Source organism: Niallia oryzisoli (genome assembly GCF_043641075.1).
Classification (GTDB): Bacteria; Bacillota; Bacilli; order Bacillales; family Cytobacillaceae; genus Bacillus_BD; species Bacillus_BD oryzisoli_A.
In genome coordinates, this window is the sequence record NZ_JBHZRC010000008.1 from 135,808 (window position 1) to 162,032 (window position 26,225).

Sequence of the window (26,225 nt, forward strand, 5' to 3'; positions counted from 1 at the left end):
ATTTTCTTAAAATAGTAGAAGTTGGGTTTAATCTGTTATATAATCAAATCATAAATTAATAAATTGTTATATAACAAAAATGAGATGTTTTTAAAAAATGATAGAAAGAGGTCAGTGGGGATGAACAAAAAAGATACAATCGTGCGTGAGATATTAGGCTGGAAAACGTATAGCAAAAATAGCTGGTATGATGTTGAGAAAGATTCATTTGTCCATGAATCCTACTTTCATCCTGAGAAATTTATGGAGCATGCGATGTTAATTGTAAAAAAACTAGAGATGTTTGGCGTTGACTATCGTACAAACGGAGTTTCAGAAGTATATTTTGATGATGCAATCGGAAGGGGTGCTACCTTACCAGAAGCCATTACAAATGCAGCGTATAAACTAGTTAAGAATTATTATGCAGTAGCAGGGAAATAGATAGTATTGGAATTATTAAATAGTAAGGGTGAGGTCAAAAAAGCATTTTTACTGCCTTGATAAAAGAAAGAAAACCGCCGATATATGTGTTATGGTGTGAACCATATGCCATATACCGGCGTTTTTTTGCATTTATCTTCATTGCTTGCGAATGAAATACTTTATGGAAGCAGGAGAACCGTCCCTCCGCTTCCTAAAAATCAAATACAACTCCGGTTAGTTTTTCCGATATTTCCCATAGTTTGTTTATGACATCTTCGTCGTTTGCGACTGGATGTGGTGTGTCTAATGCCGGGTAGCCTTTTCGGCGTCCTTTTCCATCTGGACCGATGTATTCGCCGCCTTTTAAGGATGGATGGGTTGCTGCATAGATGGTTGGAAGTGCTCCCATGTCAGCTGGCTGCAGGAGCTTGTCCATTAGGCTCTTCATAAAGTTTGGAGCGTCTTTTTTTCCAAACTTAAACAGATTGGTGGACGAAATTCCCGGATGGCAGGCAAGGCTGATCGTTTCCAAGCCATGCTGCTTTAATCTCTTATCTAATTCTCTGGCAAACATTAGATTGGCCAGCTTACTTTGCCCGTAAAATTGGAACTTCTTATACCCCTTTGACCCGTCCAGATTATCGAACAGAATTTCTGATCCTTTGTGGGCTAGGCTGCTGACTGTGACGACACGCGAACCGGGTGTGTTTTTTAACAAAGGGAGCAGTTGACCGGTTAAGGCGAAATGACCAAGATGGTTGCTGCCGAATTGCAGCTCAAAGCCGTCCTTTGTTTTGGAGTGTGGCGGCATCATAACACCTGCGTTGTTGATTAATAGATCAAGCGAATCCAGTTGGCCTTTAATAGCATCTGCAAAGCTCCGAATACTCGCAAGGTCAGCTAAATCAATTCGCATCACGTCAATCGCAGCTTGAGGATTTTCCTGCAAAATCCTCTCCCTTGCTACCTTTCCTTTATCCTCGTTCCTTACAGCCATAATGACCCGAGCACCATTACGAACAAAATCTTTCGCTGCTCCATATCCGATTCCGCTATTTGCCCCTGTAATAATAGCGGTTTTTCCTGTTAAGTCTACCTGTGTCATCGAATTCATGCTCCTATCACGGCTCCTTTTCAATGGTATTTATACTTTAACATCCTACATGAGTGGAAGGTAATGTCTATTTTCGTAACAAAATGTAATGAAGCAGAGGGACGGTTCTCTTGCTTCCTTTCTTTTAGCAATGACAGTACAGTGTTTGATTCTTTAAAGAGTCATTCAAACAATAAAAGAGTTTACTAGATGGTCAAGCTCTTTTTTTAGTATGGAGATTTTAGCCGCATCTGATTGCAGTTTATATCTCCAGGGTTATTCTACCTTATTATAAGTATATGAAAACCAATCAGCCATATATTCAACTCCCTAATTGAGCACCCAAACTAAATATGGTAAAATAAACTTCCTTGGCAGGGGCACTTAGGAAGCAGGGGGACGGTTCTCCTGCTTCCATCCATAAAATAAAAAGGGCAGAGAAGATAACCGTTATTCTGGTTATCTCCTCTGCCCTTTTAACCTTTCTTACTTCATTTCAGCACCATATCCAAATCCTCATCATCCTCTTTGTTTCGCTTGACGATATAATTCAATTGCCCATTTTCCCAAACCAGGGCTATCCCCTTTTTTGGATCATAGAAATAACTCTTGGTTTTCCTTGAATCTGATTGAATTAGAGCAGAACAAAGGTCTGCTCCCAAACCCAGCAGGTCTTGAAGGGTATTCACCTTTATATCAACATCAATTGAAGGTCCATTTTTCAATACTACAGTTGTTTTATTTATCCTATAGCGGTGGATTTCTTGAATTTGAGAGCAGATGAGCCAAATGATGCCATCTTGATTTGGTGCTTTGCAGCGGATGAGGATTAGGTTATGTGCTGCAGATAACGCGATTGGAATGTAATCAGACCTTTTCAGGATTTTTCGAGCTAAATGGATGGCTCCTTCGAGGCTTTGTTCATAGTAGTGGAAAGATGCCCTGACAATTTCTTCAAGAGTTTGCCGGACAATAAAAACCTCATGGCCCTGCACAACTCGGGTATATTCGTGGCCCAATTCAAAATGAGAAGCTAGTGCGGATGTTCTGCTGTTAATAATGTAGTGTGATCTCGTATTCATTCAAGTATACTCCATCCATTTATATTTGTAGTATGCTAGGTTTTCATACATAGTAATTCCTTCTTTGTTTAATAATGAAAGAGTTTACATATAAGGAGATAATAATGGATATACAAGGTAAAGACAGGTAGGTTTGCACAAATGTGTTATATTTCACAATCTAAATAATATCAATCTACCATAGCTTAATCAATAGGAATATGGGTTAACTTGGAAATATTATCTCGCTACTTCAAAAGTTAGACAATACTCCATCAGTTTTCAATAGATATTAATCAATCAATAGAAATAGTAAGAATCAGGAAGCAGGAGAACCGTCCCTCCGCTTCCAAATAACAAAAGAAGAAGCAGGAGAACCGACCCCCCGCTTCCTTATTGTTAGCACTGTACTAATAGTGTTAATTCGCTTAATAAATTTAGGCTGTTTGTGTGGTAGTTAGAATCTTCAGAATATTCTACTATATAAATAGTATTCAATATGATTCATTCCGTAAGAGCGATGTTGTTATTTAAGTATAAATAATAATGAAAAAAGGGGCCATTTTATGGATCAAAGAGAATTTCGGAATACATTGGGTACGTTTGCTACAGGGGTTACCATTATTACTTTGAAGAATGATAAAGGGGAATACATTGGATTGACGGCTAATGCCTTCTCATCTCTTTCATTAGAACCGCCATTAATCTTGGTTTGTATTGATAAGAAAAGCTATAGTTTACCAGCCTTTGTAGCTGGTCGTCCGTTTGTCGTGAATATTTTATCAGAGGAGCAGGAGGCTGATTGCTGGACCTTTGCGAAAAAGGGTGCTGATAAATTTGCGAATGCACAGTATGACCTTTCAACGGATGGTATTCCTGTTTTAAAAGAAAACCTTTCATCGATTATATGTAACGTTCACGAGGTACTTGAAGGCGGAGATCACATCATTGTCACTGGGCTAGTGAAGGAGATTGCGAGAGATGAAACGAAAAAACCGCTGCTATTCTACAAAGGGAAAATTAGCACACTTCCCGCTTCATCGACTCCTAATCAATAGTTTCCTACTATAAAAGAAGAAAAACGAATTAGCGAGGCTACACCACTTTTTCATTATTCAATAGTAAGTTAACTGTTCTGACATTCACTCATTGCTATTAAAAAAACTGAAAACTAATCAAAATACTACAAACCATAAAGCGAGGTGACCACGATGACTTTTAAACAGACCGTACAGCAAACTGTAAAACGGACGACAGGAAAACAGCCTGTAAATCAGCCTGTACAACCTCTAAAACATTATGATGGCTATCGTTCGTTTCAACACCTGACACCGGGGAAGCATTATAAACCATACCAGCTCCCTGGAACAGAGAGATATCAAAGCACCTATGACCTGAAGCTGACTGAAGCAGAGGAACGTATTTTTGACACGCTGCTAAAATATTATCCCATTGTTTCACTAAGGGACCATGGTTTTATCGTTCCTAAAAACCCAGACGACATCATTCCATATTGCCGACAACTTCATACAGCGTATGACTATGAGGGCCTTGCTCGCTCGGGAATAGATGTGATATTCGAAAACTTTATGGATGGAATCTCTCTTATCACATCGCAAAACGGACTAAAGTGGAACGATGTGATTTTAACCCTGGGGATTCGTTACTGTGATATCGCCAAGCAGGACACGGTATATATCGCACACACGTATCAGGATCTACTGAAGGCAAAACAATCGAATCGAATGGCTATTTTACCATCATTAGAGGCTGCTAGCATCCTTGAAAATGAGGTTGACCGTGTCGATGTCCTTTATGGACTGGGTATCCGCTGTATGGGAATTACTTATAATGATGCTAATACACTAGGGTCCGGCCTGACGGAACCACATGACGGCGGGTTAACGAAGTTTGGTAGAAAAGTAGTCGAGCGAATGAATCAGCTTGGCATGGTCATCGATATCTCACATTGTGGGGACCGCACAAGCCTTGATGTCATTGAAGCAAGTGAAGCACCGGTGATGATCACACATGCCGGCGCGAGAGGAGTGTGGAATTCACCTAGAATGAAGCCGGATGTCGTCTTGCAGAAATGTGCGGAAAAGGGAGGTGTGATTGGCGTTTGTGCTGCTCCAAATACAACATTATCTGCGAAAAATCCGAATGATCATAACCTTGAATCGGTCATGGAGCATGTTGAATACCTCATCGATTTAGTAGGAATAGACCATGTCGGGTTAGGACCTGATACCTTTTTCGGTGATCATGTGGCACTGCAAAATGAGTTTGATGCGATGCTATCGCTTCATGACTCCCATGGAAATCAGGAATACGAATCCTTTCCCTATGTAACAGGGTTAGAAAATCCAACAGAAGCGATGAGTAACATGATTAAGTGGCTGATAAAGAAAAATTATAAGGTTCTAGATATTGAAAAAATCATTGGCGGAAATGCTTTGCGGATTCTGGAAGGTATTTTGGTATAAAACATAAGCGGATCAAGCTTTGCCACCTCTCATTCGTAATCTGCTTCTTATCATTAAAGAGTCTTCCTGTAAAAAACCCCTCCGAATCAATGATTGAAACGGAAGAATAGGTAAAGTATAATCGAAAATATACAGAAAATAATGAAAATTAAAAAAACTAAGGAGATGACCATAATGAGTGAAATGAAACATGGTGCCCCAATTATTCCAGAAAAGTTACGAGTATTTATCACATTTGAGTCAACAGGGTGGTTTGATACAACACAAGGGCAAAAAGAAACAGAAATACTCCCTTTATTGAATGAGGTTGTACAAGGTTGGAGTCAAAATGGTTCAGAATTACTAGGGACATTTGACCGTGATATCCTGACAGCCGGGCACGCGGGTCCTACAGGATGGCATGCATGTTTCCTATACAATGTTCCCAATCTGCAAACAGTGACAGATATGACTCATTCATTCCGAGCTACAGGATTGGATCGTTATTTTAGATTAGAAGCATCCATTGGCCGTCCGTTTTTCTTATTGGAAAAGTAAGGAGATCATTGAAAACTGAAAAAATAGTAAATGGAGAAGGAAGGACTGAGAGATGAGTCTTTCCTTTCTCTGATAGATAAAAAAGCATACAGCATTATACATGGGGGTATGAGGATGGATAGGGATCAATCAATTCCAGTCATAGATGATCAGGCAAAAGTGAATCTCTATGATAAAACCGTTAAAAGATCAAAATCAAAGTCTACCAATTTATTTTTTACGATGGTCGATAAAATGAATGAAGGCTTAGCATGGATTGCAGGAGCAGCAGTTGTCTTATTAATGCTATTAATTGTTTTGAATGCGATCAAACGGATGTTTTCAGATCCCTTTGCTGGAACAGTGGAGGTGGCCACTTGGCTTGGAGCGATCTCAGGTATATTTTCACTTGGGTATGCACAATTACATAAAGGCCATGTTTTTATGGATCTGCTGATTAACAAATTCCCAGAAATAGTGAGTAAGAGTATTCATACCCTTGTAAATATCGTGAGTGCCATCTTCTTCCTCGTAGCAGGCTGGCTTATATTCCAGCATGGGATGAATATGATGGGAAGCGGAGTGGTATCTGAAACCTTACGAATTCCGTTTTATCCAATTGTCCAGCTATGTTCATTAGGATTCATTGGGATAGTTCTTGCCATCATTAAAGAAACGATCTTGATTTGGAAGGAGTAACAGTATGGATCCAATTCTCTTATCTATCATCGGAATTATTATTATGTTTGTGCTAATGTTTCTGCGCATGCCGATTAGCTTCGCAATGTTTATTGTCGGGTATATTGGGTTAATCCTGGCAGCATCTCCAAGGGCAGCCAACAATGTATTAAGTGCTGATTTATGGAGTCAGTTTACGAGTTATTCCTTGAGTGTTATCCCTTTGTTTATCCTAATGGGTGAAGTGGTATACCGAACAGGGATTGCAGAAAAGCTCTTTTATTCAGCCTATACATGGGTAGGTCATTACCGCGGTGGGATGGCAAGTACTACAATGCTAGCGAGTGCTGTCTTTGGCTCTATTAGTGGATCTAACTCTGCAACAGCGGCTACGATTGGAACAATGGCATTACCAGAATTGGAAAAATATAAATACAATAAAGCCCTAAGTACAGGAAGTATTGCTACAGGTGGAACATTAGGCGTTATTATCCCACCTAGTACGGTGTTAATCGTGTTAGCGTTACAAATGGAGCAGTCTGTACGAGATTTATTTTTAACGAGTATTGTTCCAGGAATTATATTAACCATTTTATTGATCCTGACGATTGTGTTTATTTGTTGGAAAGATCCGACTCTTGGACCTGCTGGGGAAAAGACGGATATGAAAGAACGGATTCGCTCGTTAAAAGGAGTTGTTCCAATCGGCATTTTATTTGTCTTTGTTATTGGAGGTCTGTTCTTAGGCTGGTTTACACCAACAGAATCGGCTGCCGTTGGTGCCTTTGGTGCCATTATTCTAGCCCTTATTATGCGTAAATTAACGTGGGAGAACTTAAAGGAATCAATCGCGAGCACGCTGCGTTCATCGATTATGGTATGGATGCTAATTGTTGGGGCGATGGTGTTTGGACGATTTTTAGCCATTACGAGAATGCCTTTTGATGTGGCGGAATGGGTGAGTGGACTTGCAGTGCCTGCTGTCGTTATCCTCCTTGCCATCCTTGTGATCTTTATCATTGGTGGAGCGCTTATGGATGCAATGGGCTTCTTAACAATTGCCTTACCAATCTTCTATCCAACGGTGCTTGCGTTAGGATACGATCCGGTTTGGTTTGCTATCGTCCTTTGTGTCGTAACGAGTCTTGGCGCGATCACTCCGCCAGTAGGAGTAAATGTATTTGTCGTCCAGGGGTTAACACCTTCAACGCCAATAACGACTGTTTTTAGAGGAACATCCTATTTTCTTATCCCATATTTTGTGTTTATTGGATTGCTCATTCTATTCCCGCAAATTGTGACGTTTATTCTTTAGGTGGAATCGTCTGACCTGCATTCCATGGTGATTGGTAATAACTAGGAAACTAGTAAGAAATTTAGATGAATAAATAAAAAACAATGATAAGGGAGATGAAGGTATGTCGTTCAAAAAAAAGTTCAGGATGAAGGCTTTGGTAGTAATGAGTGCTGCAATGGTTTCTTTATTAGGGGCATGTAGTTCAAGCAGCTCTTCAGGCGGTGGGGATGACGAAAAAATTACTCTATCCTATGCCTTTTTTGCACCAGATAATACGTTTCCAGCTGTTCAAATGAAAAAATGGGGAGAGGAATTAGAGAAGAGAACGGATGGGAAAGTAGAGGTAGATATGTTCTTTGGTGGAACATTACTCGAGGCAGATAACATGTTTGATGGAGTGTCAAATGGTACTGCTGACATTGGTTTAACTTCTACCACGTATGAACCAGGACGTTTTCCATTGTTAGAAATTTCAGATTTACCAAATGGTTATCCAAATTCTGAAGTAGCTAGCCAAGTGGTGGCAGATTTGATCGAGGAGTATCCACCAGAAGCACTGAAGGATTTTAAAGTAATTACTGCTTTTGCAACAGAGCCTGCGTATATCCAAAGCACGAAGAGTATTTCCAATCTAGATGAACTTTCTGGTACTCAATTGCGTATTTCAGGTGCGTTAACGCCAGTAATGGAAGTATTAGGAGCAGCACCGGTAGGGATGGCACAATCAGAAGTACCAGAAGCGTTACAAACAGCGGTAGTGGATGGAAATGTTTCCTCGCGTGAAGTATTAAAGGATTTAAAACTAGCTGAATACGTTAAATTTGTAACCGATTATCCTTTAACGATCAATACCTTTGTAGCTGTCATGAATAAAGATAAATGGGAAAGCCTTCCTGAGGACGTCAAGAAAGTGATAGATGAATTGAATGGAGAAATGACTGTTTTCACAGGAAAATATTTAGATGAACACACAGCAGAGTCCATGAAATGGAGTGCTGATGAACAAGGACTAAAAGTTGTTCCTTTAACGGATGAAGAATCAAAAATTTGGGATGAAAAGATCAAACCGGTTCAAGAAGCAGCAGTAAAGAAAGCAGAGAAACAAGGGTTACCAGGTGCAGAATACCGAGACCGAATCAACGAATTAGTTGAGCAATACTCGAAGTAAGAAACAAAACACTCATATACAAATAATGAATGGAGGAATATAGATGAAGATTGCGGTGCTTGGTGGAGGAAATGGAGCTTATGCGGCAGCAGTAGATTTGACGGAACAAGGTCATGAGGTCAATCTTTGGAGACGAAATGAAGAAGCCTTTCAAAGGGTTTTGGAAACCAAAACGATCCTAGTAAAGGACTATAAGGGGAATAGAACGGTTACGTTAGCGAACGCTACAACCAATCTGAAAGAGGCGATTCAAGGAGTACAGCTCATTGTCATTCCCCTGCCCGCAGTCACGCAAAGCTCACTTGCCAAGCAATTGGCACCGATCTTAGAGGATGGACAAGTTATTTTCTTACCACCTGGAACATTCGGCAGTTATGTCATGTCCAAGGCTCTTGTTGAGGAAGGCTGTAAAGCGAATGTGATGTTTGCGGAAACAGGAACCCTGCCATATTTAGCAAGAAAGCATGATGAAGAAACCGTTTCGATTTCAGGACGCGGGACAAGGCTTCCAACAGGGGTGTTCCCTAGTAATCAATCAGACTATGCCTTTCGTATTTTAAAAGAAGCCTATCCTGCTGTTGAAGAGATCCAAGATGCTCTAGATGGAGCGTTGATGAATGCAGGTCCGATTATTCACCCGCCACTCATCTTAATGAACGCTGGACCAATTGAACATTTTGATAAGTGGGATATTCATGATGAAGGTACCCAGCCTGCGATTCGGAATGTTCATCGAGCACTCGATGCTGAACGAATCAAGATTCGTGAGGCATTAGGATATACCGCCCCTCATTTTCCGCTCGAGGATCACTATAATCATGACGGAGACGAGTGGATGTATGGTAACGGCGCACACGAGAAGCTCGTGGATGGGCATGATTGGCATGAACCTCTTAACCTTTATCATCATCGCTATATGAGGGAGGATGTGGCATGCGGACTTGCATTCCTTGTCTCCTTAGGTGAATGGTTAAATATTCCGGTGCCGGTTGCGTCCGGGCTGCTAGCTCTTGCCTCCAGTGTGATAGGGGAAGATCTGAACAAGACAGGACGAACAATGGGGAGCCTAGGACTATCTACTAAAACGGTAGAGCAAGTGAAAGACATTTTAGATAAAGGCGTGATCCAATATGAAATTAACTAATGGGGTCATCGCAGTAGCGGGGGCAGGAAGGATGGGGAGAGGAATCTCCCTTTCTTTCGCCTATCAAGGATATCCCGTCATTTTAATTGATATAAAAGATAGAACAAAAGAAGAGTTCCTCTTGTTAGAGGAGCAAGTCTTTAACGAATTAAGGAACCAATTAGAAATCCTAGTCGCAACGAATGTAATAGTAAGAGAGTCGGTTGAGACGATTTTAAGTAGTATTGAAGTCTGTTCAATAAAAGACCACAATCAGTCCTGGCAGAACGCAGATGTACTATTTGAAGCGGTTCCGGAAATTTTAGAAGTAAAAAAATCTGTTTTTGCTTCGATTTGTGACACGTTGTCAGAGGAAACGATCATTGCTTCTACTACATCTTCTTTTTCAGCTAATGACCTAGTGAATTATGTTCAAGGGAAAGAGCGATTTATGAATACACATTGGTTGAATCCTGCTTACTTAATGCCGTTAGTAGAAGTAAGTCCATCGGAATCAACTAGTTCTGAATACTTGCAGAAAATGATTCAATTACTTGAAGGCATAGGGAAAGTACCTGTCACTTGTGCCCCTTCACCAGGCTTTATTGTTCCAAGGATTCAGGCGTTAGCAATGAATGAAGCATCTCGCCTTGTGGAAGAAGGAGTAGCCACCGTTGAAGACATTGATAAAGCATCTACAGTAGGATTTGGTCTGCGTTTTGCTATTCTAGGACTCTTAGAATTTATTGACTGGGGTGGTGCGGAGACGCTTTACCATGCGAGTCATTATTTAAAGGATTCAATGAAACAGGAACGATTCTCTCCGCCAAAAATTATTGAAGAGAAAATGAATACAGGCGAAATCGGCATGAGAGCAGGGCAAGGCTTTTATTCATTTGAAGGAAGGAATATTGATGAATATCAAGTGGAAACCCTACGGAAATTTGTAGATTTACTGAAGCATTTAGGGTACATATCAGATGCTAAAATCAATGCAACTAAGTAAAAGTCTATCTATCTCAGATTGGATTCTTGCCATCTAAGGAATTTTTGACTTTTTCAAAAAGGAGTGGAGTTTGATGGAAATGAATGACCAAAGAGTCGCGATCGTTACTGGAGCAAATAAAGGCCTTGGGTTAGACATCGCCGAAAATTTTGTGAAAGAAGGAAAAAGGGTCGTTTTTGTGATTAGAAACAAGGAATATCTTGAACAAACTAGGCAGCGGTTTTTACAGGAGGAAAGACAAAAGCAAGTGATGTTTATCCAATTGGATGTATCTGATATTAACGGGATAAAACGTGCGGTCAACCAAGTGATAAATGAGTGGGGTCGAATCGATATTCTAGTTAATAATGCAGGAATTCGTTTTGAAACTCCGATAGAAGAGATCAATGAGGAAGAATGGGATCAGGTTTTATCTGTCAATTTAAAAAGCACCTTCTTTTTTTCACAAGCTGTCATTCCTATCATGAAAGAGAGAAAGTGGGGACGAATCATCAATATGTCCTCCATTGGAGGGCAGGCAGGTCCATTAACGTCAGGTGCACATTATTCTGCTTCTAAGGCAGGTCAAATTGTGTTAGGTAAAGTCTTTGCTAGATCGTTAGCGGAATATGGAATTACGGTTAATACAGTTGCTCCAGCTGCCATTCGTACACCAGAGATGGATAAAATGGATCCAGAAAAATTAGCCAAAATGGTAGAGACCATTCCGCTTAAACGTGTGGGTGATCCGCGAGAGGTTTCAGACCTAGTATCCTATTTAGCCTCTGATTCTGGTGGATTTACAACCGGAGCAACCTTCGACATTAATGGCGGTAGGTTTATGAGATAAAGTATTGATACATTTACCATTTGAATGGGTCGTTCGCTAACGAGAGCATGTACAAAGGTGCTGTCTCGGTATTCTCGGACGTCCTGGCAATGAAAGGCTGTATGATGATAATACAAGAACACGTCCAGTTGATGGGGGTGTTCTTGTTTTGTTTAGAAGAAATGAATAAAATGTCTCGTCTTGTCCTGCTTTTACATTCTTAGTTTAGAGCAAACGTGCAGGGTTTTTGGATAAAGATAACCCTTTTATTCCTATTTTTTTATGACTGACGAATCGTACGAATTATTTTATGTTATTCAGACCTAATGTGTTGTAGTTAGAATATTCAAAATATTTTACTATAAAAATAGAAAATAAACCTTGGAGGCGTGCCTGTAATTATCTGTTGACGTATCAAAGTCCCCCAGAAATGACTGTTTTTTCGAGCCTGCGGATTCGTTAATGATTCTTGACTCGAAGAAATAGCTGGCCGCCTTTTTAGTATTGGAGAAAACTGATTAATCATTAGCTGAAATTACAGGATATAGGGAGGAATGAATCATGACTATTCATATGGAAAACCCAAATCAATTCCAAAAGCAACTACTACTCAAGGATGTGTTGACCGAAATACGTGCCCGTCGCGAAGAATTTGATACGAAGCGACATGTGCCTAGGGACATGATCGAGCAACTGAAGCAGCTGGGCGTGTATCGCGCTCATGCACCGCGTTGCTTTGGCGGCGATGCTAGTACACCTATGGAGTTCCTCAAGTTGATTGAGGCCATTTCAGAGGCTGACGGCTCCGCAGGCTGGGTAGCAAGTTTCGGCTCTGCTGCAGTCTACCTAGCGGCCCTGCCGCGCGAAACGCTTGCACGTGTGTACGCAAATGGACCGGATGTGGCCTTTGCGGGTGGTCTGTTTCCAGTCCAGCCTGCAGAAAAGGTTGAGGGCGGCTGGCGTGTAAACGGTCTTTGGAAGTTTGCAAGCGGATGCAAGGGCGCTGACCTTCTAGGTGTCGGCATTGGTACTGGGGAAGGCGGCAAGCCTCTCACAGCGGTACTTAAGCCGGAAGATGTGGAAATCGTTGAGAACTGGGAAGTGCTCGGGATGCGTGGAACAGGCAGCCATGACCTTCGGGTGAAGGACGTATTTGTCTCTGATGAATGGACCTTTGTCCGTGGCGGGGTACCTTCGATAGATGAGCCAATCTACAAGTATCCATCGATTGCCTATGCAGCGCAGGTGCTAGCGGTGGTAAATCTCGGCGTAGCCCGCGCCGCGCTTGATGAAGTTTCACAGGCAGCCGGTCGTTCTAGTATCACCGGCGCACCGAAGATGGCCGATCGCGCTTACGTACGAATCTCCGTGGCAAAGGCAGAAGCATCATTAAGATCTGCTCGTGCATTCTTCTATGAGGCTACCGAATCCGCTTGGGAGTCTATTTTGAAGGGCGACGATGTATCCCCTGACCAAACAAGCATGCTGCGCCTGGCAGCTACTCAAGCGGCACGCGAAAGTGCGAACGCAGTACAGTCAGCCTACTTGCTTGCCGGCACATCGGCCATTTATGACGGGCACCCGCTGCAGCGTTATCTGCGCGACGCGATGGTTGTGACACAGCACGCGTTCTTAAACGAAAGCATGTACGACGGTGCAGGATCGGTATTATTGGGCGTACCGCCGATGAAAGGCTACATCTAATCCTGACACACAAGATTAGTAGAATAAATCCGCTATTCCAAAGGTCGAGCGCCTTTGGAATAGCATTTTCATAGGATTGGAAGCGAAAGACTCTCCGCTTAGAAAGGAAGTCAATGAGATGCTAGTAATCATAGGGTATCTGGTGGTGTTAGGTATCGTTGTCCTAGATTTTTATTATCATATGTACATGAATAAGGGAAAGAACAGGTATATCTATACACCATTTGACTATCTATCAGGGCAGATTGGGGATTTTGATAAAGGTGAGCCTTCACAAGAAACACAGCCACATAAAAAGCAAGGAATATAAAACAGCAGCCATTTTCATAGATTACACAATGACCCTTACTATATATTGTGAAAATCTAAGATAGCTCCAAAATAACGATGATCCTTAAAGATAGAAATCTCCCTATAATCACCGGCCCAATACCTCACTAGTAACCATGAAGTCAGCGATGAAAGGACCATGGCATATCATCACCAAGTGGAAAATATAGTATAAATGAAATCAAGATTGTGGCTGAAAATGCCGAACGCCCGCAAGCTAGCCCCTGAATTCCCAGGGCGCAACGATTTTCCTCGTGTAAAAACAAATGTGTAATCAAAAGAAGGGAGAGGTTGGAAATAGGAAACGAAGAATTAGTAGGGGTAACCCCGTTACGAATAATAGAAGAAGAACGTCACTATCGCAAAAATAGATTAGCTGGTGCCTTTCGATTGTTTTCAAGGTTTGGCTTTGATGAAGGGTTGGCCGGACATATTACGGTACGTGACCCAGAATATACAGACCATTTCTGGGTAAACCCCTTCGCTGTTCATTTTAGCTTAATCAAGTCCAGTGATTTGGTGCTTGTAAATGAAAGGGGAGAGGTTGTAGAGGGAAAAACAAAGGCCGTTAATAAGGCAGCCCTTGCGATTCATATCCCAATTCACCAGGCTCGCCCGGATGTCGTAGCTGCCGCACATACACATGGTTTATATGGGAAAACGTGGTCAACACTCGGTAGACTCTTGGACCCGATTACCCAGGATGCCTGTGCTTTTTATGAGGATCACTCCCTATTAACCGATTATGGCGGTGTGGTATACGATGAAGAGGAGGGGCAGAAGATTGTCAAAACTCTAGGTAATCACAAAGGCATTATTTTACAAAATCATGGCCTGCTGACGGTCGGCGGCTCTGTAGAAGAATGTGCCTGGTGGTATATCAGCATGGAACGCTGCTGCCAATCACAGTTGATGGCAGAAGCGGTTGGAAAGCCGAAGAGGATTGATCATGATAGTGCCAAGCTGACCTGCAAGCAGGTTGGGGCGCCGTGGGCTGGTGAGGTTCAATTTAATCTACTCTATGAGCGGATTGTGAAGGAGCAGCCGGACCTATTAGATTGAGTTTCTCCTAAACTATTAAACTACGGACATTTTTTCTACCATTTCTTATGACATACCGTTAAAAAACCTGTTACTCATCTATTGAGCAGCAGGTTTTTTAGTAGAGAAGAGGATTAGAGACAGGCTGATGATTCCCCTAATAGATGCATGCCCTTCAAAATGATGAAATAGTTTAGAAATTATATAATTACCTAAAAATTCAGAAAAATACTGGAAGATAATCTAACAATAGAGTAGAATATGATTAATAATATTGATACTGTATTAATAGTACTAACTCCAAACCTCCATTTAGACCGAATATGCTGTGTCGTGAATATTCCAAATATTCTATCATTAGTATAGGTAAAGTAGTTGGAGGCGAGTCTGACTTGAAATTTGGTATCTATGTTGAAATGCAAAATCCAAGAAGTAACCACAAGCCACATGCACAAATTTACAAGGAAGTTTTAGAGCAAATTGAACATGCTGATAAAGCTGGTTTTTCTACCTTTAATACATTGGAGCACCATTGGTTTGAAGAGTTCTCTATTTCAACCAATCCAATGGCCCTTTTCGCAGCTGCAGCACAAAGGACAAAACACATTCGCTTCAGAACATGCTCGCATGTATTGCCGCTTCATAACCCAATGGTGTTTGCTGGACAGGTGGCGGCCACTGATATTCTGACAGGCGGTCGCTTTGAATTAGCTATCGGACGAGGCCATGCCTGGGTGTTTCCGAAGGCCTCCATTCCATTAGAGGAATCACGCGGCCGCTTTAATGAAAGCTTAGATATTCTTGAGCTGGCGTTGAAGGAGGAAACCTTCTCGTATCATGGGAAGTACTATGATGTGGAAAATGTCAGTGTTGTACCAAGACCCATTCAAATGCCGCACCCTAAAATCTATACAGGCGGCGCCAGTAATTTTAACTATGCAGTAGCAGGGCGGAAAGGGTACGGTGTATTAATCACCCCCATGCTGCCTCTTGAAAAAATGATCCACCAATTAGAGGTATACAAGGAAGCATGTGCGAAGCATGGCAATAAGCCAGAAATTATCTTCGTTCAAGCGCTGTACTTAGATGAAGACGGTGACCGCGCCCGTACCGAAGCAAAGGACTATATTCTACAGTTTATGAAAGGAAATGTCTCACCATCGAAAGACCTGCCTTCACGGGAGGAAATGATGGCGAAGGATTTCGGCTTCTACGCCTCCGGTGCACTAGAATCATTAGCAACGATTCCATATCAGCAGCTAATTGATGAAGAGTATGTTTGGGTTGGATCACCTGAAGAAATCAAGGAAAAGGTACAAAGGGTTGTTGACGCTGTTCCTGAGCTGTCTGAAATTGCTGTACTCTGTACCTTTGGCGGCTTAGAGCACTGGAAAACGATCCGTACACAGCAGCTTTTCAGTGAAAGGATTCGACCGGTAATCAAAAAAGATGAAGTAACGACAGCTTCTAAATAAGTAAAAGCGCTGTTCCATAAGAGGGATTTTTATGGAACGGCGTTTTTTACAAGGATAGTGAGGTGACAAACAAAACATGATTCAGACCATTCGTATTGTTAATGAATCTTTACTAACAAATCTTCCTGATAAAGCGTTCTTTGATTATTGTCATGAATGCTACGGTGTGAACCGCGGTGTCTATAATGTGATTGATCAATGGTTATATCAAAGCGGCAATCAAGCGATAGAGGCAAGACGTGATGCCATTCTTCACTTTTTGGATTATTTACAGCAGCAGGAGATAAAGAAATTTGGCAAGGGAGGCGTGAAAAGCTACTTAGAAGGATTTATGTCAAATCAAATGGGAAAAGAGGTTGGATGAGTTGACTTCAGCTGAGAAAAAGCCATTAACAAATATCTTTTCTTTTTTTAATAATGGAGGGGATCATTACCTTCAGGAAAAGCGAATGATTCTTTCCAGTACAGATGCTTGGGGCGTTCTACGTAAGGATTTAATTGATACGTTAGGTGTTCAGCGTGCCAAACGATTTCTCCTCCGCTATGGATGGAACTGCGGAAAGCATGAAGCAAGAATGCTAAAGGATATGATTGAGTGGGAAAGTGACATCGATTGGGTTGTGGCCGGTTCGCAAATGCACCAAATCGGAGGCCGTGTTTTTTCCTATCCGGAAGAATTTCATGTTGATATGAAAAAAGGAACCTTTAACGTGACCGGCTACTGGATTGACTCCTATGAAGCCAAGCAGCATCTGCAGCATTATCCCCTCTACCATGAGCCGATTTGTTACTTTCTAATGGGGTATGGCGGCGGCTATAACAGTGAATGTCTCGGGAAAAAGGTCATTTTCAAAGAGACGCACTGTGTTGGCAAAGGGGATAAACAATGTCGCTATGTCGCTAAGACAGTAGACGAATGGGGAACTGAGATTGCGGATGAACTAATCAATTATGAGGAGCAGGATATCGCAGATGAACTCGATATCGTGTACCGCCGGGTCGAAAAACAAAGTGAAATCCTCCATATTGGTACATCGATTACGAAAAAATTAACATCGGCCCTGCTACAGGGGAAAGGGATGGATGTTTTTGCTGAGCTGCTGGCGAATGAATTGAAAACTCCAGTCTTCATCCATAACCAATATGTTGATTATATCGCACATTCTGTTCATGAAGGCTATAGCGATGAAGAGAAGCCAGATGAGTTAAAGAAGATCGAAGCCTTCATTGAAAAGCAATGTCATAACCGCAGCTTGACGCAAACAGAAGCCTTTACACTAGAGACCCACCAGCATATCCTAATTTCCCCGATTATTATTCAAAATGATGTCTATGGTTATATCTCCATCGTACGAGAAGGGAGAAGCTTTGGCGATGCTGAGATTGACTTTTTAGAAAGGGCAGCCAGTATCTGCGCCGTTAAAATGTTAAATGAGCGGACGGCCATTCAAACAGAGGAAAGCATGAAGGGAGACCTCTTGGAGGAGCTTTTTAAAGGAGAAATTGACCCTGATAATATTATCAAACGTTTCTCCTACTTTGGCTATAACATCAACCAGCCGCAATATGTTGTAATTATAGATTTTCAGGATACAGAGGTTTTTACCCATGATGAGAATAAAACACAAAGTACCGTGAAGAACATCATGGACTATTTTAACCGAGAGGAAATGCATTACAATACGAACTTTGTCAAGCTAGTGAAGTATAATCGTGCCGCTATCCTAATACCCACAGAGTACCTCGACAAGAAAAAGACAACGATCAAGCAATTTGCCCAGGTCTGCTATGAAATGGTCAATCTCAATAATGAAAAGAACCCGTACTATATCGGAGTCAGCAAGCTTTGTAAGGATGTTGGCCAGTACGGGAAAAAATTTAAAGAGGCCAAAAAGGCGATTGACATGGCGAAAGCAAAAAACAGGGTTATGAATGCAGCCAATTACGGTGTCGTCCATGCAGATGAGTTAGGGCATATTATGATCTTAATGGATGCAAGGCAGCCCGAGGAATTATTGGAGTATGCTCATGAGTTTCTATCAAACCTGAAGGCCTATGATGAAAAGAACTCCTCGGAGCTGTTACGAACACTCTATTATTATATTGAAAATGAATGCAATCTCCATAAAACCGCTCGAGAAATGAATGTTTCCATCAGCGGGATGAGATACCGCATCAATCGCATTGAAGAACTAATAGAGATTGATTTATCGAAAGCATCATCAAAATTTGAGATACAGCTCTCATTACAAACGTATATGGCCTTTAACCTTATTTAATTAATGAACCTGAGGTGTGTGTACCTTACATCCGCAGCTAAAAAGTACCCAGAATATTATAAATTATTATCGAGAAGCTTGCCTCTCTTTCATAGCTTCTATTTTCATATAAAAAAATAGAAGCCCTTTATTTTTTCAAAATGAAAGGCTTACGGAGTGATGGGATTGACTTTAACTAGAAATACGATTATTCGGATTGCCTTCTATCTCATCGGCATTCTGCTGCTCTCCTTTGGACTCAGCTGCTCGATAAATTCTCAGCTTGGAGCGGCCCCCATGCCATCCATGCAGGTTGGCCTGCAGCAAACCGTCGGGCTGACGGTTGGAAGCTGGGAATTTATTATGGGATCTGTTTTTGTGACCATTATGGCTGTCGTCCGACGCAGCCGGCCTGATTTACTGGCCTTTCTCACTTCCTTTTTGACTGGTTTAGGTATTGATATGTGGCTGTATGTTTCGAAGCAGGTCTATATTCCAGACCAATTGGCAGGTCGTATATTGTTCCTTTGTTTTGGGTTAGTCTTCATCAGTCTAGGTATATCACTTTATCTTCAAGCAAAGTTTTCACCTGCGCCGTCTGATGGCATGATCATCCTGCTTGAGGAAATCTGGCATCTGAAACGGCAGACATCAAGAACCATTTTTTCAGCAATGATTGTTCTGCTCGCGTTTTTCTTAAGCGGGCCTGTCGGAATTGGTACGTTGATTATGGTCGTATCGCTTGGCCCCATTGTCGCGTTCTTTTACCCTCGAATGGAGCAGCTTTTTCTAAGGTTAATTGAAAAGGATCAGACTGTTATTCAAACGATTAATAAGGAGGGTTGAGGATGTTGTGAAAAAAACATAGGAGTTCCTGTGTTTTTTCGTCACGTTTCTTTCTAAAACGATTAATTAACAAGGGAATCGCATTTTTCTAACCAAACAATACAGAATAATCTATATTTTCCTACAGAATATGTAGGATACGAAGATACTGAATTTTCAGTATAATTATTTTACAACTTAACGATAGTAAAAAGGGGTGGAAGTATAAGTCCTACTAGAAATCGAAAAATCATTCAAACGTAGTAACGTGGGTAGTCTTGTCCCCTCAATCTATTAATCTTCGGAGGTGTTGGTATGTCTAACGTGAATAGAAGTGAAATTTCAGACAAGAAGATGGCCAGAAGGGCTCTGGTAGGGTCTACCTCTGGAGCTATTATCGAATGGTATGACTTTTCGCTTTATGCTATGGCATCTGCTGTAGTGTTTCCCAAATTGTTCTTCCCAAATACAGACCCGTTTATTGCAACCATTCTATCATTCGCGACCTTTGCAACTGGCTTCTTAGCAAGGCCGATAGGAGCAATTATTTTTGGTCATTTTGGTGATAAAATTGGACGCAAGAACGCATTGATAGTCACGTTGTGGATGATGGGATTGAGCAGTGCAGCAATGGGGTTAATCCCCAGCTACGATACAATTGGAATATGGGCTCCAATCCTTCTTGTTTTGATGAGATTAATACAAGGAGTTGGAGTTGGAGGCGAATGGGCAGGCTCCATCCTATTATCAATGGAATGGGGAAAGAAGAAGCAGCAAGGGCTTATGGCGAGTATTCCCAATGCGGGGGTAGGGGCTGGGATGCTTCTATCATCAGCAGTTGTAGGATTGAGTATCACGCTTGCAGGGGATAGCTTTTATACATGGGGATGGAGAGTTCCCTTTTTAGGAAGTTTATTGCTATTAGTTGCAGGACTAATTATTCGTGCAAAAATTACAGAAACACCATCATTCCGCAAAGTTCAAGATGGGGCAGCCGTTTCAAAATTTCCAATTGTGGAGGTTATGAAACAACATCCTAAACAAGTACTCTATACTGGATTAGCTAAATTAGCTGAACATACGCCATTTGCTATCTACACGACATTCTTAATCAATTACAGTATCAATCATTATAATGTAAGTTCATCCTTTATGGTCAATGCCAATACCGTGGCAAGTTTATTATTATGCTTATTCATCCCATTATTTGGTTACCTTTCTGATAAAGTGGGAATTAAACGCCTTTATATGATAGGTATTGCTGCAACCTTTGTTTGGGGATTTATCTTTGTAGGTTTAGTCAATACAGGTGTGTCCTCTCTTATTGTAGCCGCCATGCTCATTTCAATGGTTCCTTTCTGTACGATGACGGGGGCTCTTCCAGCTTTAGCTTCACAGGCATTCCCAGCCCGCTTACGATATAGCGGTGCTTCATTAGGGACACAGATTCCTGCCATCTTTGCAGGAGGGATTGCACCAATGGTTTGTACCTATTTGATACAAGCAACAGGAACCTTTTATTCCATCGGAATTTACATTGCGGTAGTGTCTGTTCTTGGCTTTATCGGAACGAGCAAACTTAAGAATTTTTCAAATGAAAATGCGGTAAGTACAGACAACCAAAGTAGTATGATGATAGATACGACGAAAGATGTAAAAGCATAATCATGTTCATAAAAACAGGAATGCTTAAGTAAGGGTAAAGAAATGTCCTTCCTCCAATCGGTGAAGGACATTTTTTGTGAAAAATCATAGACCTATCGGATCTTCTCCTTGTTCCAATAGGATGTCTGATAGTTTTCCAAAAGCAATATAGATATCCAAGGCCATTTGTACCTCACGCCGAGTAACAGAATCCATCATATCGATGTTAAATCGTTCTTTTATGTTTACAAGGCGGTACCGCATTCCGCCAATTGATAGATTAAGGATGCGGGCGGTTTTATGCAAATTACATTCATTATTTAAATAAAAATAAAGAGTTTTCAACAGCTCAGATGATTTTTGCCTATCGTAGTCAAAGATGGAGCCTAGGATGCTATCAGCATAGTTCTCTAATTCCTGCGGATTTCGCGCATCCAATAGGATTGAGATATGTCCAATCGCCGAGAATAAGAACACCTGCTGTTTAAGCTGATTGATTTGAGCGATTTCCAATGCCTTATTAGCCTGTTTGTATGCTTCATGGGATTTATACATACTTGGACATATATTGCTTATTCCGATGAGTGGGAGTGCAGAGGGTAATTTCTTTTTCACTTCTTTTAAAATGGTAGCCGCGAATTTCTCTTCACTCATATTGTAAGCCTTAAGTAAATCCACGGAAATCAGGGCCTGAATCTGTCCAAAGGAATGCGAGATTAATATATTTTCTCCCTTAATAGGAGATGAATATTTCCTAAGGATAGTTATAATGACTTCTTTTTCATCCATTACAAATTCATCCTTTTGAAAGGATAGATTTTGTAAGCTAAAAATAAACACATAATGAGGTTTGTTAATTTTATAACCTAGCAGTGATAGCTTTTTCGTTATGTTAGATTCTAAATTTGGCTTCGTTAAGACCTCATCTAGCAGCTCTCCTCTCATTCGCTGCTCTGTATCAATAGCTGTTTTTTCATTTAGAATATGAAGAGCACAAATATTTGCTGCTCGTTCAGCAAAAGAGGACTCTAGTTCTTCCGTTTCTTTTGAATTTTTAATGATCGAAATATACCCATACTCACGGTTTTGTACAATGATAGGTGTGATTAACGGATAATGGGAAAAATTGATTTCCTTTAAAAAGTTAAGCTGTATCGTAATTTGCTGCTTTAACATGTTATTGATTTTATCCTGGTCTGATACGTTAAGATTTTCCTTGTTCTCAATAATGTTTTTTAAGGAATAATCATGAATATCTCCATATTCTGATAGGGTATCAAAATCCTTATTAGAAATAACAATTCCGCAATTCAAGCTGCGGCCGAGTGTCTGAGCGATCGAGTCAAGCCCTTTCCCCTGTAAGACAATTTCTGTCAATTGGTGACTTAACAAGTTTCCTCTTTTTAACATTTCACTCTGCCTTTCAATTCGTTTATGTGCTAGATCTAGTTCATCCCTAATATCCTCGCGTTCATAGTCAACCAATTCAGGTGAAATGTCACCCCCCCAAAGATCTAGTGTTTTTCCAATAAAACGACAATGTGGATCGCCCTTCCCGATACACTCTACCTCTTGATACACCACCTTTGCTCCCAGAGAGGTACTGCAGTAGCCACTTGCATATCCCTCAAGAAAATAGCAGACAGGCTCAGAATGAATCGGGAAGTGCTGCAAATAGTGTTGGGCCTCATAAGAATCCTTCCAATATCCTTCCACATCCAATTCCTGGTTTTCGATATCGATATGAACTTTAATCGGAACGGAGGTTGCCCGACCGGTAATGCCATGCATGGTGATACCTCCCATAATCCATTCCTTATGACTTTCTTGATTAAACATGTCCTTCAGCATTAAGGCCTCGTGCCTACCGCATTGATAGCCAAAACGTAATAGAAAGCGTTTGGCTCTTTCAATTCCTAGAGCTAATACTAAATCCTTGTTTAACGCACCCCAGGCATCGGCACTTGAGATGAACATTCGGTTAGACCGAAGAAAGTTGCCATTCTCAGGGTTCATTTTAAATAAATCGCTAAAGGTAAGTGTGTTTGCTTTTATCGCCATTTAGTGCCCTCCAAACGAATTGATGATTGATTACTATCATAACATAAAGATTGAATTTTCTGTAAAAATTACCACTACAAACTATACGTTTCGGCTGTAAAAATCAATTTTTCCTACCTAATCGTGAATTGTTTCCTTTCCTTTAAATTATTAAGATGTAAATATAAATTTAATTTTCTGAATAATTTGGAAAACACCAAAAATAAATGAAGTTTTTCATTTAAATGTAAAGGGGAATGAAGGATGAGACGTTCATTAAGTGATCAGGTTTGCATAGTCGGGGTAGGTGAAACAGATTACGTAAGAGGAACAGATAAATCATTAACTCAATTGTTAACGGAAGCCGCTGTAAACGCTTGTAAGGATGCTGGAATTCATCCATCTGAAATCGATGGTGTCATCAATCCATGGAGATATAATGTCCGCTGTGAAGATTTAGTTGCTGGATTAGGGATTAAAGAACTTAAATTCAGCGGTAGAAGCGAAATGGGGGGCGCAAGTGCCGTTGCAGCCATCCAGCAGGCTGCTCTTGCTGTTGAACATGGTGTAGCAGAATACGTGGTTGTCACGACTGGTCAGAAAGGTTTCTCAGGACCGAGATTAGGAGGAACGGATCCGAGAATACTAGATTTTAATAATACCATTATGCCAAATCCAGAGTATCGCGATAATATGGAATACCCATACGGTTTAATGGTTCCAATGCAATATTTCTCCCTACATGCTAACCGCTGGTTCTATGAATATAATCCAGACCCAATCGGTATGCAAATTGTAGCCATGACCTGCCGCGAGCATGCTCAAAATAATAGCAAGGCCTATATGAAAGGCAGGGTTATGACCGAGGAAGACTATCAAAACTCTCCGATGCTAGTTAATCCTTTTCGCTTATTCGATTGCTCTTTAGAGGTAGATGGAGCTGGTGCCGTGATTGTCACATCAAAGCGCAATGCCCACCGTTTCAAAAAGCCTGTCTATATCGCCGGAATTGCGGAAGGACATGCGAACCAGCCTGATGATATGCCAACTCGTCCGGATATTTTAGACATGGGGATTAAATATGCAGCACCAAGAGCCTTTGAGATGGCCGGCATCTCAAGAGATGAGATTGATTTTGCTGAAATCTATGATTGCTTTACGTTTATCGTCTTACGTCAAATTGAGGAAATGGGTTTTTGTGAAAGAGGAGAAGCGCCTGAGTTTGTCAAAAATGGACGAATTACGTATGGCGGACAATTGCCGATTAATACGCATGGAGGCTTATTATCACAAGCGCATATCGTGGGAATTAATCATGTGGTTGAAGCAGTCCATCAGTTACGAGGCGAAGCAGGAGCCGCACAGGTAGAGGATGCAAAAATAGGGTTAGTGACAGGGTATGGCGATATGGGTGATGGCTCCATTGCCATTTTACACAATTAAATCGATGAATGAATGGAAAGAGGGGTTGTTAAAATGAATCATGTAGAACTGCAGGCCATTAGGCCTTTACCAAATAGAGATTCTGATTGGTCACGTGATTGGAACTTATATAAGCCTTTTTGGGAAGGAACAAGAGAAGGCAAGCTGTTTGTCCAGGAATGTACAGCTACTGGAAAGAAAATCTGGCCGCCGAGGTTTTTATCTCCATATGAACCCGGAGCTGAGGTCAAGTGGGTTGAGGTAGGAACAAGAGGGGTTATTTACACATTTAATATTGTTCATCGATCCTTTTATCCTTATTTTAATGATCAAATCCCATATGCACTTGTTGTTGTTGATGTCGGGGATGGAGTAAGGTTTCTTGGAAATACAGTCGGAATGGACCCAACAAAAGTAAAGATAGGTATGGAAATGGAAGCGGCATTTGAAAAAGTCGATGATGAAGTCACATTGGTTCAATGGAAGCCTGTGAATGGAGGGATATAACATGAACGTCCAACAGGATCTCTTAACTGGCATTCGCGTTCTTGATTTTACCTGGAGTGTTTCAGGCTCAACGACAACAAGAATATTGGCTTCCATGGGTGCTGAGGTCATTAAAGTAGAGTGGCCAAAGACACCTGATATGATGCGGTTTTCCATGTATGCCAAGGATGATGAGCCGGGCCTGGATAATGGAGCGTTTTTTAACAGCTTAAATGTTGGGAAACGAAGCTTTACCGTTAATATCAAATCCGCTGAAGGCATGAATATTGTGAAAGAGCTGATTCGAAAGTCAGATATTATTACAGAAAACTTTAGTGCCGGTGTGTTTGAAAAATGGGGACTGGATTATGAATCTTTGAAAGAAATCAATGAAGGAATTATCTATATGAGTATCTCCGGATTAGGCCATACGGGGAGACAAAAAAATTATGGCACATGGGGTCCGACGGCGGCTGCATTATCCGGCATGACCTATATTTCCGGCTTGCCAGATAAGCACCCTAGCGGCTGGGGCTATTCAATTTTAGACATTGTTGCTGGCTATACGGGGGCCTATTCTGTCTTAACAGCCCTACTCTATAAGAATCGGACAGGTGAAGGTCAATATATTGATATTTCACAGGTTGAAACAGCATTGCCTTTGGTCGGTACCAACCTATTAGATTACTTTGTCAACGGCCGTTCCTCCAATAGGCCGGATTTTCCAACAGGGAATCGTTCGACCCTTTCCGCTGATGGAAACAAATCAGATTTTAGGGGAGCGATCGCCTGCCCGCAAAATACCTATCGCTGTGCGGGTGATGGACCGAATGATTATTGTGTCATTGCTATTTACAATGATGAGGAATGGGAACGATTCAAGGAAGCAATCGGCAAGCCCGAGTGGGCAAATGATTCGAAATTCTCAAGTTTAACAGGGCGTATTCAACATCAGGATGAGCTAGATCAACATATTGGAGAGTTTACACGCAAGCTTAGTAAGTATGCTGTAATGGAAGCATTGCAGAAATATGACTTAGTGGCTGCTGCCGTCCAACAGAATGAGGATATTGTGGAATATGACCCTCAATTAAGTTTTAGAGGCTTGTTTGAAACGGTTCAACATCCGCTCTTAGGTGAAAGATTAGTAGAAGGTGTTCCGATTAAAATGTCTCAATCATCCCCTTTTATTCGTAAATCTGCTCCACTCATGGGTGAGGATAATGATTTTGTGTTAAAAGAAATCCTAGATTATTCAAATGAAGAAATTGAATTATTAGATACACAGGGTGTTTTCTGGCCATTGGATATGCCAAAAGAGTCGTTTAAAGCGGTCAGGCCATTATGGTAAAAGGGAGG

The 26,225-nt window shown here is 41.2% G+C and carries 24 protein-coding genes; 21 read left to right on the forward strand and 3 right to left on the reverse strand.

Annotated features, from left to right (window positions below):
- Nucleotides 1–120 precede the first annotated feature (120 nt).
- Nucleotides 121–423, forward strand: coding sequence for a BC1872 family protein (locus ACHUFV_RS19790; RefSeq protein ID WP_394237125.1), 303 nt, complete (start codon nt 121–123; stop codon nt 421–423).
- Between the two features lie 193 nt (nt 424–616).
- On the opposite strand, the gene ACHUFV_RS19795 is transcribed toward ACHUFV_RS19790, so the two are convergent.
- Together ACHUFV_RS19795 and ACHUFV_RS19800 are read right to left on the reverse strand one after the other, a co-directional pair.
- The gene (locus ACHUFV_RS19795) at nt 617–1,510 is read right to left on the reverse strand and encodes an oxidoreductase (protein WP_394237127.1); all 894 of its coding nucleotides are present in this window, start codon (nt 1,508–1,510) and stop codon (nt 617–619) included.
- A 479-nt stretch (nt 1,511–1,989) separates the two neighbouring features.
- Entirely contained in the window at nt 1,990–2,580 is a 591-nt protein-coding gene (locus ACHUFV_RS19800; protein ID WP_394237129.1) for a competence protein ComK, read from the reverse strand.
- 545 nt (nt 2,581–3,125) lie between these two features.
- On the opposite strand from ACHUFV_RS19800, the gene ACHUFV_RS19805 reads away from it, so the two are divergent.
- The 17 genes from ACHUFV_RS19805 to ACHUFV_RS19885 all read left to right on the forward strand — a co-directional run bounded on the left by ACHUFV_RS19805 (nt 3,126) and on the right by ACHUFV_RS19885 (nt 20,939).
- The gene (locus ACHUFV_RS19805) at nt 3,126–3,617 is read left to right on the forward strand and encodes a flavin reductase family protein (RefSeq protein WP_394237131.1); all 492 of its coding nucleotides are present in this window, start codon (nt 3,126–3,128) and stop codon (nt 3,615–3,617) included.
- Nucleotides 3,618–3,770: 153 nt separating this feature from the next.
- A complete protein-coding gene (locus tag ACHUFV_RS19810) occupies nt 3,771–5,045 on the forward strand; it encodes a dipeptidase (protein ID WP_394237133.1) in 1,275 nt (424 codons plus the stop codon).
- A 174-nt stretch (nt 5,046–5,219) separates the two neighbouring features.
- Nucleotides 5,220–5,582, forward strand: coding sequence for a hypothetical protein (locus ACHUFV_RS19815; RefSeq protein ID WP_394237135.1), 363 nt, complete (start codon nt 5,220–5,222; stop codon nt 5,580–5,582).
- 114 nt (nt 5,583–5,696) lie between these two features.
- Entirely contained in the window at nt 5,697–6,260 is a 564-nt protein-coding gene (locus tag ACHUFV_RS19820) for a TRAP transporter small permease (protein ID WP_394237137.1), read from the forward strand.
- A 4-nt stretch (nt 6,261–6,264) separates the two neighbouring features.
- On the forward strand, nt 6,265–7,554 hold the full coding sequence (locus ACHUFV_RS19825) for a TRAP transporter large permease (protein ID WP_394237139.1): 1,290 nt from the start codon (nt 6,265–6,267) through the stop codon (nt 7,552–7,554).
- 103 nt (nt 7,555–7,657) lie between these two features.
- Nucleotides 7,658–8,704, forward strand: a complete 1,047-nt coding sequence (locus ACHUFV_RS19830) for a TRAP transporter substrate-binding protein (RefSeq protein ID WP_394237141.1) — start codon at nt 7,658–7,660, stop codon at nt 8,702–8,704.
- A gap of 43 nt (nt 8,705–8,747) precedes the next feature.
- A complete protein-coding gene (locus tag ACHUFV_RS19835; protein WP_394237143.1) occupies nt 8,748–9,848 on the forward strand; it encodes an NAD/NADP-dependent octopine/nopaline dehydrogenase family protein in 1,101 nt (366 codons plus the stop codon).
- Entirely contained in the window at nt 9,835–10,833 is a 999-nt protein-coding gene (locus ACHUFV_RS19840; protein WP_394237145.1) for a 3-hydroxybutyryl-CoA dehydrogenase, read from the forward strand. The genes ACHUFV_RS19835 and ACHUFV_RS19840 overlap by 14 nt, the downstream gene beginning before the upstream one ends.
- 73 nt (nt 10,834–10,906) lie before the next feature.
- Nucleotides 10,907–11,662 (forward strand): SDR family NAD(P)-dependent oxidoreductase, encoded by a 756-nt coding sequence (locus ACHUFV_RS19845; RefSeq protein ID WP_394237147.1) that lies wholly within the window; start codon nt 10,907–10,909, stop codon nt 11,660–11,662.
- A 540-nt stretch (nt 11,663–12,202) separates the two neighbouring features.
- On the forward strand, nt 12,203–13,345 hold the full coding sequence (locus tag ACHUFV_RS19850) for an acyl-CoA dehydrogenase family protein (RefSeq protein WP_394237148.1): 1,143 nt from the start codon (nt 12,203–12,205) through the stop codon (nt 13,343–13,345).
- 118 nt (nt 13,346–13,463) lie between these two features.
- A complete protein-coding gene (locus ACHUFV_RS19855; protein ID WP_394237150.1) occupies nt 13,464–13,655 on the forward strand; it encodes a hypothetical protein in 192 nt (63 codons plus the stop codon).
- A gap of 311 nt (nt 13,656–13,966) precedes the next feature.
- Entirely contained in the window at nt 13,967–14,737 is a 771-nt protein-coding gene (locus tag ACHUFV_RS19860) for a class II aldolase/adducin family protein (protein WP_394237151.1), read from the forward strand.
- 371 nt (nt 14,738–15,108) lie between these two features.
- Complete coding sequence (locus ACHUFV_RS19865) at nt 15,109–16,191, forward strand: LLM class flavin-dependent oxidoreductase (RefSeq protein WP_394237153.1); 1,083 nt, start codon at nt 15,109–15,111, stop codon at nt 16,189–16,191.
- A 76-nt stretch (nt 16,192–16,267) separates the two neighbouring features.
- Nucleotides 16,268–16,555, forward strand: coding sequence for a hypothetical protein (locus ACHUFV_RS19870; RefSeq protein ID WP_394237155.1), 288 nt, complete (start codon nt 16,268–16,270; stop codon nt 16,553–16,555).
- A 1-nt stretch (nt 16,556) separates the two neighbouring features.
- On the forward strand, nt 16,557–18,470 hold the full coding sequence (locus tag ACHUFV_RS19875; protein WP_394237157.1) for a XylR N-terminal domain-containing protein: 1,914 nt from the start codon (nt 16,557–16,559) through the stop codon (nt 18,468–18,470).
- 165 nt (nt 18,471–18,635) lie between these two features.
- Nucleotides 18,636–19,295 carry a YczE/YyaS/YitT family protein gene (locus ACHUFV_RS19880; protein WP_394237159.1) on the forward strand — a complete coding sequence of 220 codons (660 nt, stop codon included), beginning with the start codon at nt 18,636–18,638 and terminating at the stop codon, nt 19,293–19,295.
- A 294-nt stretch (nt 19,296–19,589) separates the two neighbouring features.
- Complete coding sequence (locus ACHUFV_RS19885; RefSeq protein WP_394237161.1) at nt 19,590–20,939, forward strand: MFS transporter; 1,350 nt, start codon at nt 19,590–19,592, stop codon at nt 20,937–20,939.
- Between the two features lie 84 nt (nt 20,940–21,023).
- Here the strand turns inward: ACHUFV_RS19885 and ACHUFV_RS19890 are convergent, their stop codons facing one another.
- Nucleotides 21,024–22,979: a XylR N-terminal domain-containing protein gene (locus ACHUFV_RS19890; protein ID WP_394237163.1), complete on the reverse strand. Its 1,956-nt coding sequence runs from the start codon at nt 22,977–22,979 to the stop codon at nt 21,024–21,026.
- Nucleotides 22,980–23,222: 243 nt separating this feature from the next.
- Here ACHUFV_RS19890 and ACHUFV_RS19895 point away from each other — a divergent pair, with 243 nt between their 5' ends.
- Genes ACHUFV_RS19895 through ACHUFV_RS19905 form a run of 3 tightly spaced genes read left to right on the forward strand, consistent with a single transcriptional unit; the run spans nt 23,223 to nt 26,217 of the window.
- The gene (locus ACHUFV_RS19895) at nt 23,223–24,401 is read left to right on the forward strand and encodes a thiolase family protein (protein ID WP_394237164.1); all 1,179 of its coding nucleotides are present in this window, start codon (nt 23,223–23,225) and stop codon (nt 24,399–24,401) included.
- Between the two features lie 33 nt (nt 24,402–24,434).
- Entirely contained in the window at nt 24,435–24,887 is a 453-nt protein-coding gene (locus ACHUFV_RS19900) for a Zn-ribbon domain-containing OB-fold protein (RefSeq protein ID WP_394237166.1), read from the forward strand.
- Between the two features lies 1 nt (nt 24,888).
- Nucleotides 24,889–26,217 (forward strand): CaiB/BaiF CoA transferase family protein, encoded by a 1,329-nt coding sequence (locus tag ACHUFV_RS19905; RefSeq protein ID WP_394237168.1) that lies wholly within the window; start codon nt 24,889–24,891, stop codon nt 26,215–26,217.
- Nucleotides 26,218–26,225 lie beyond the last annotated feature (8 nt).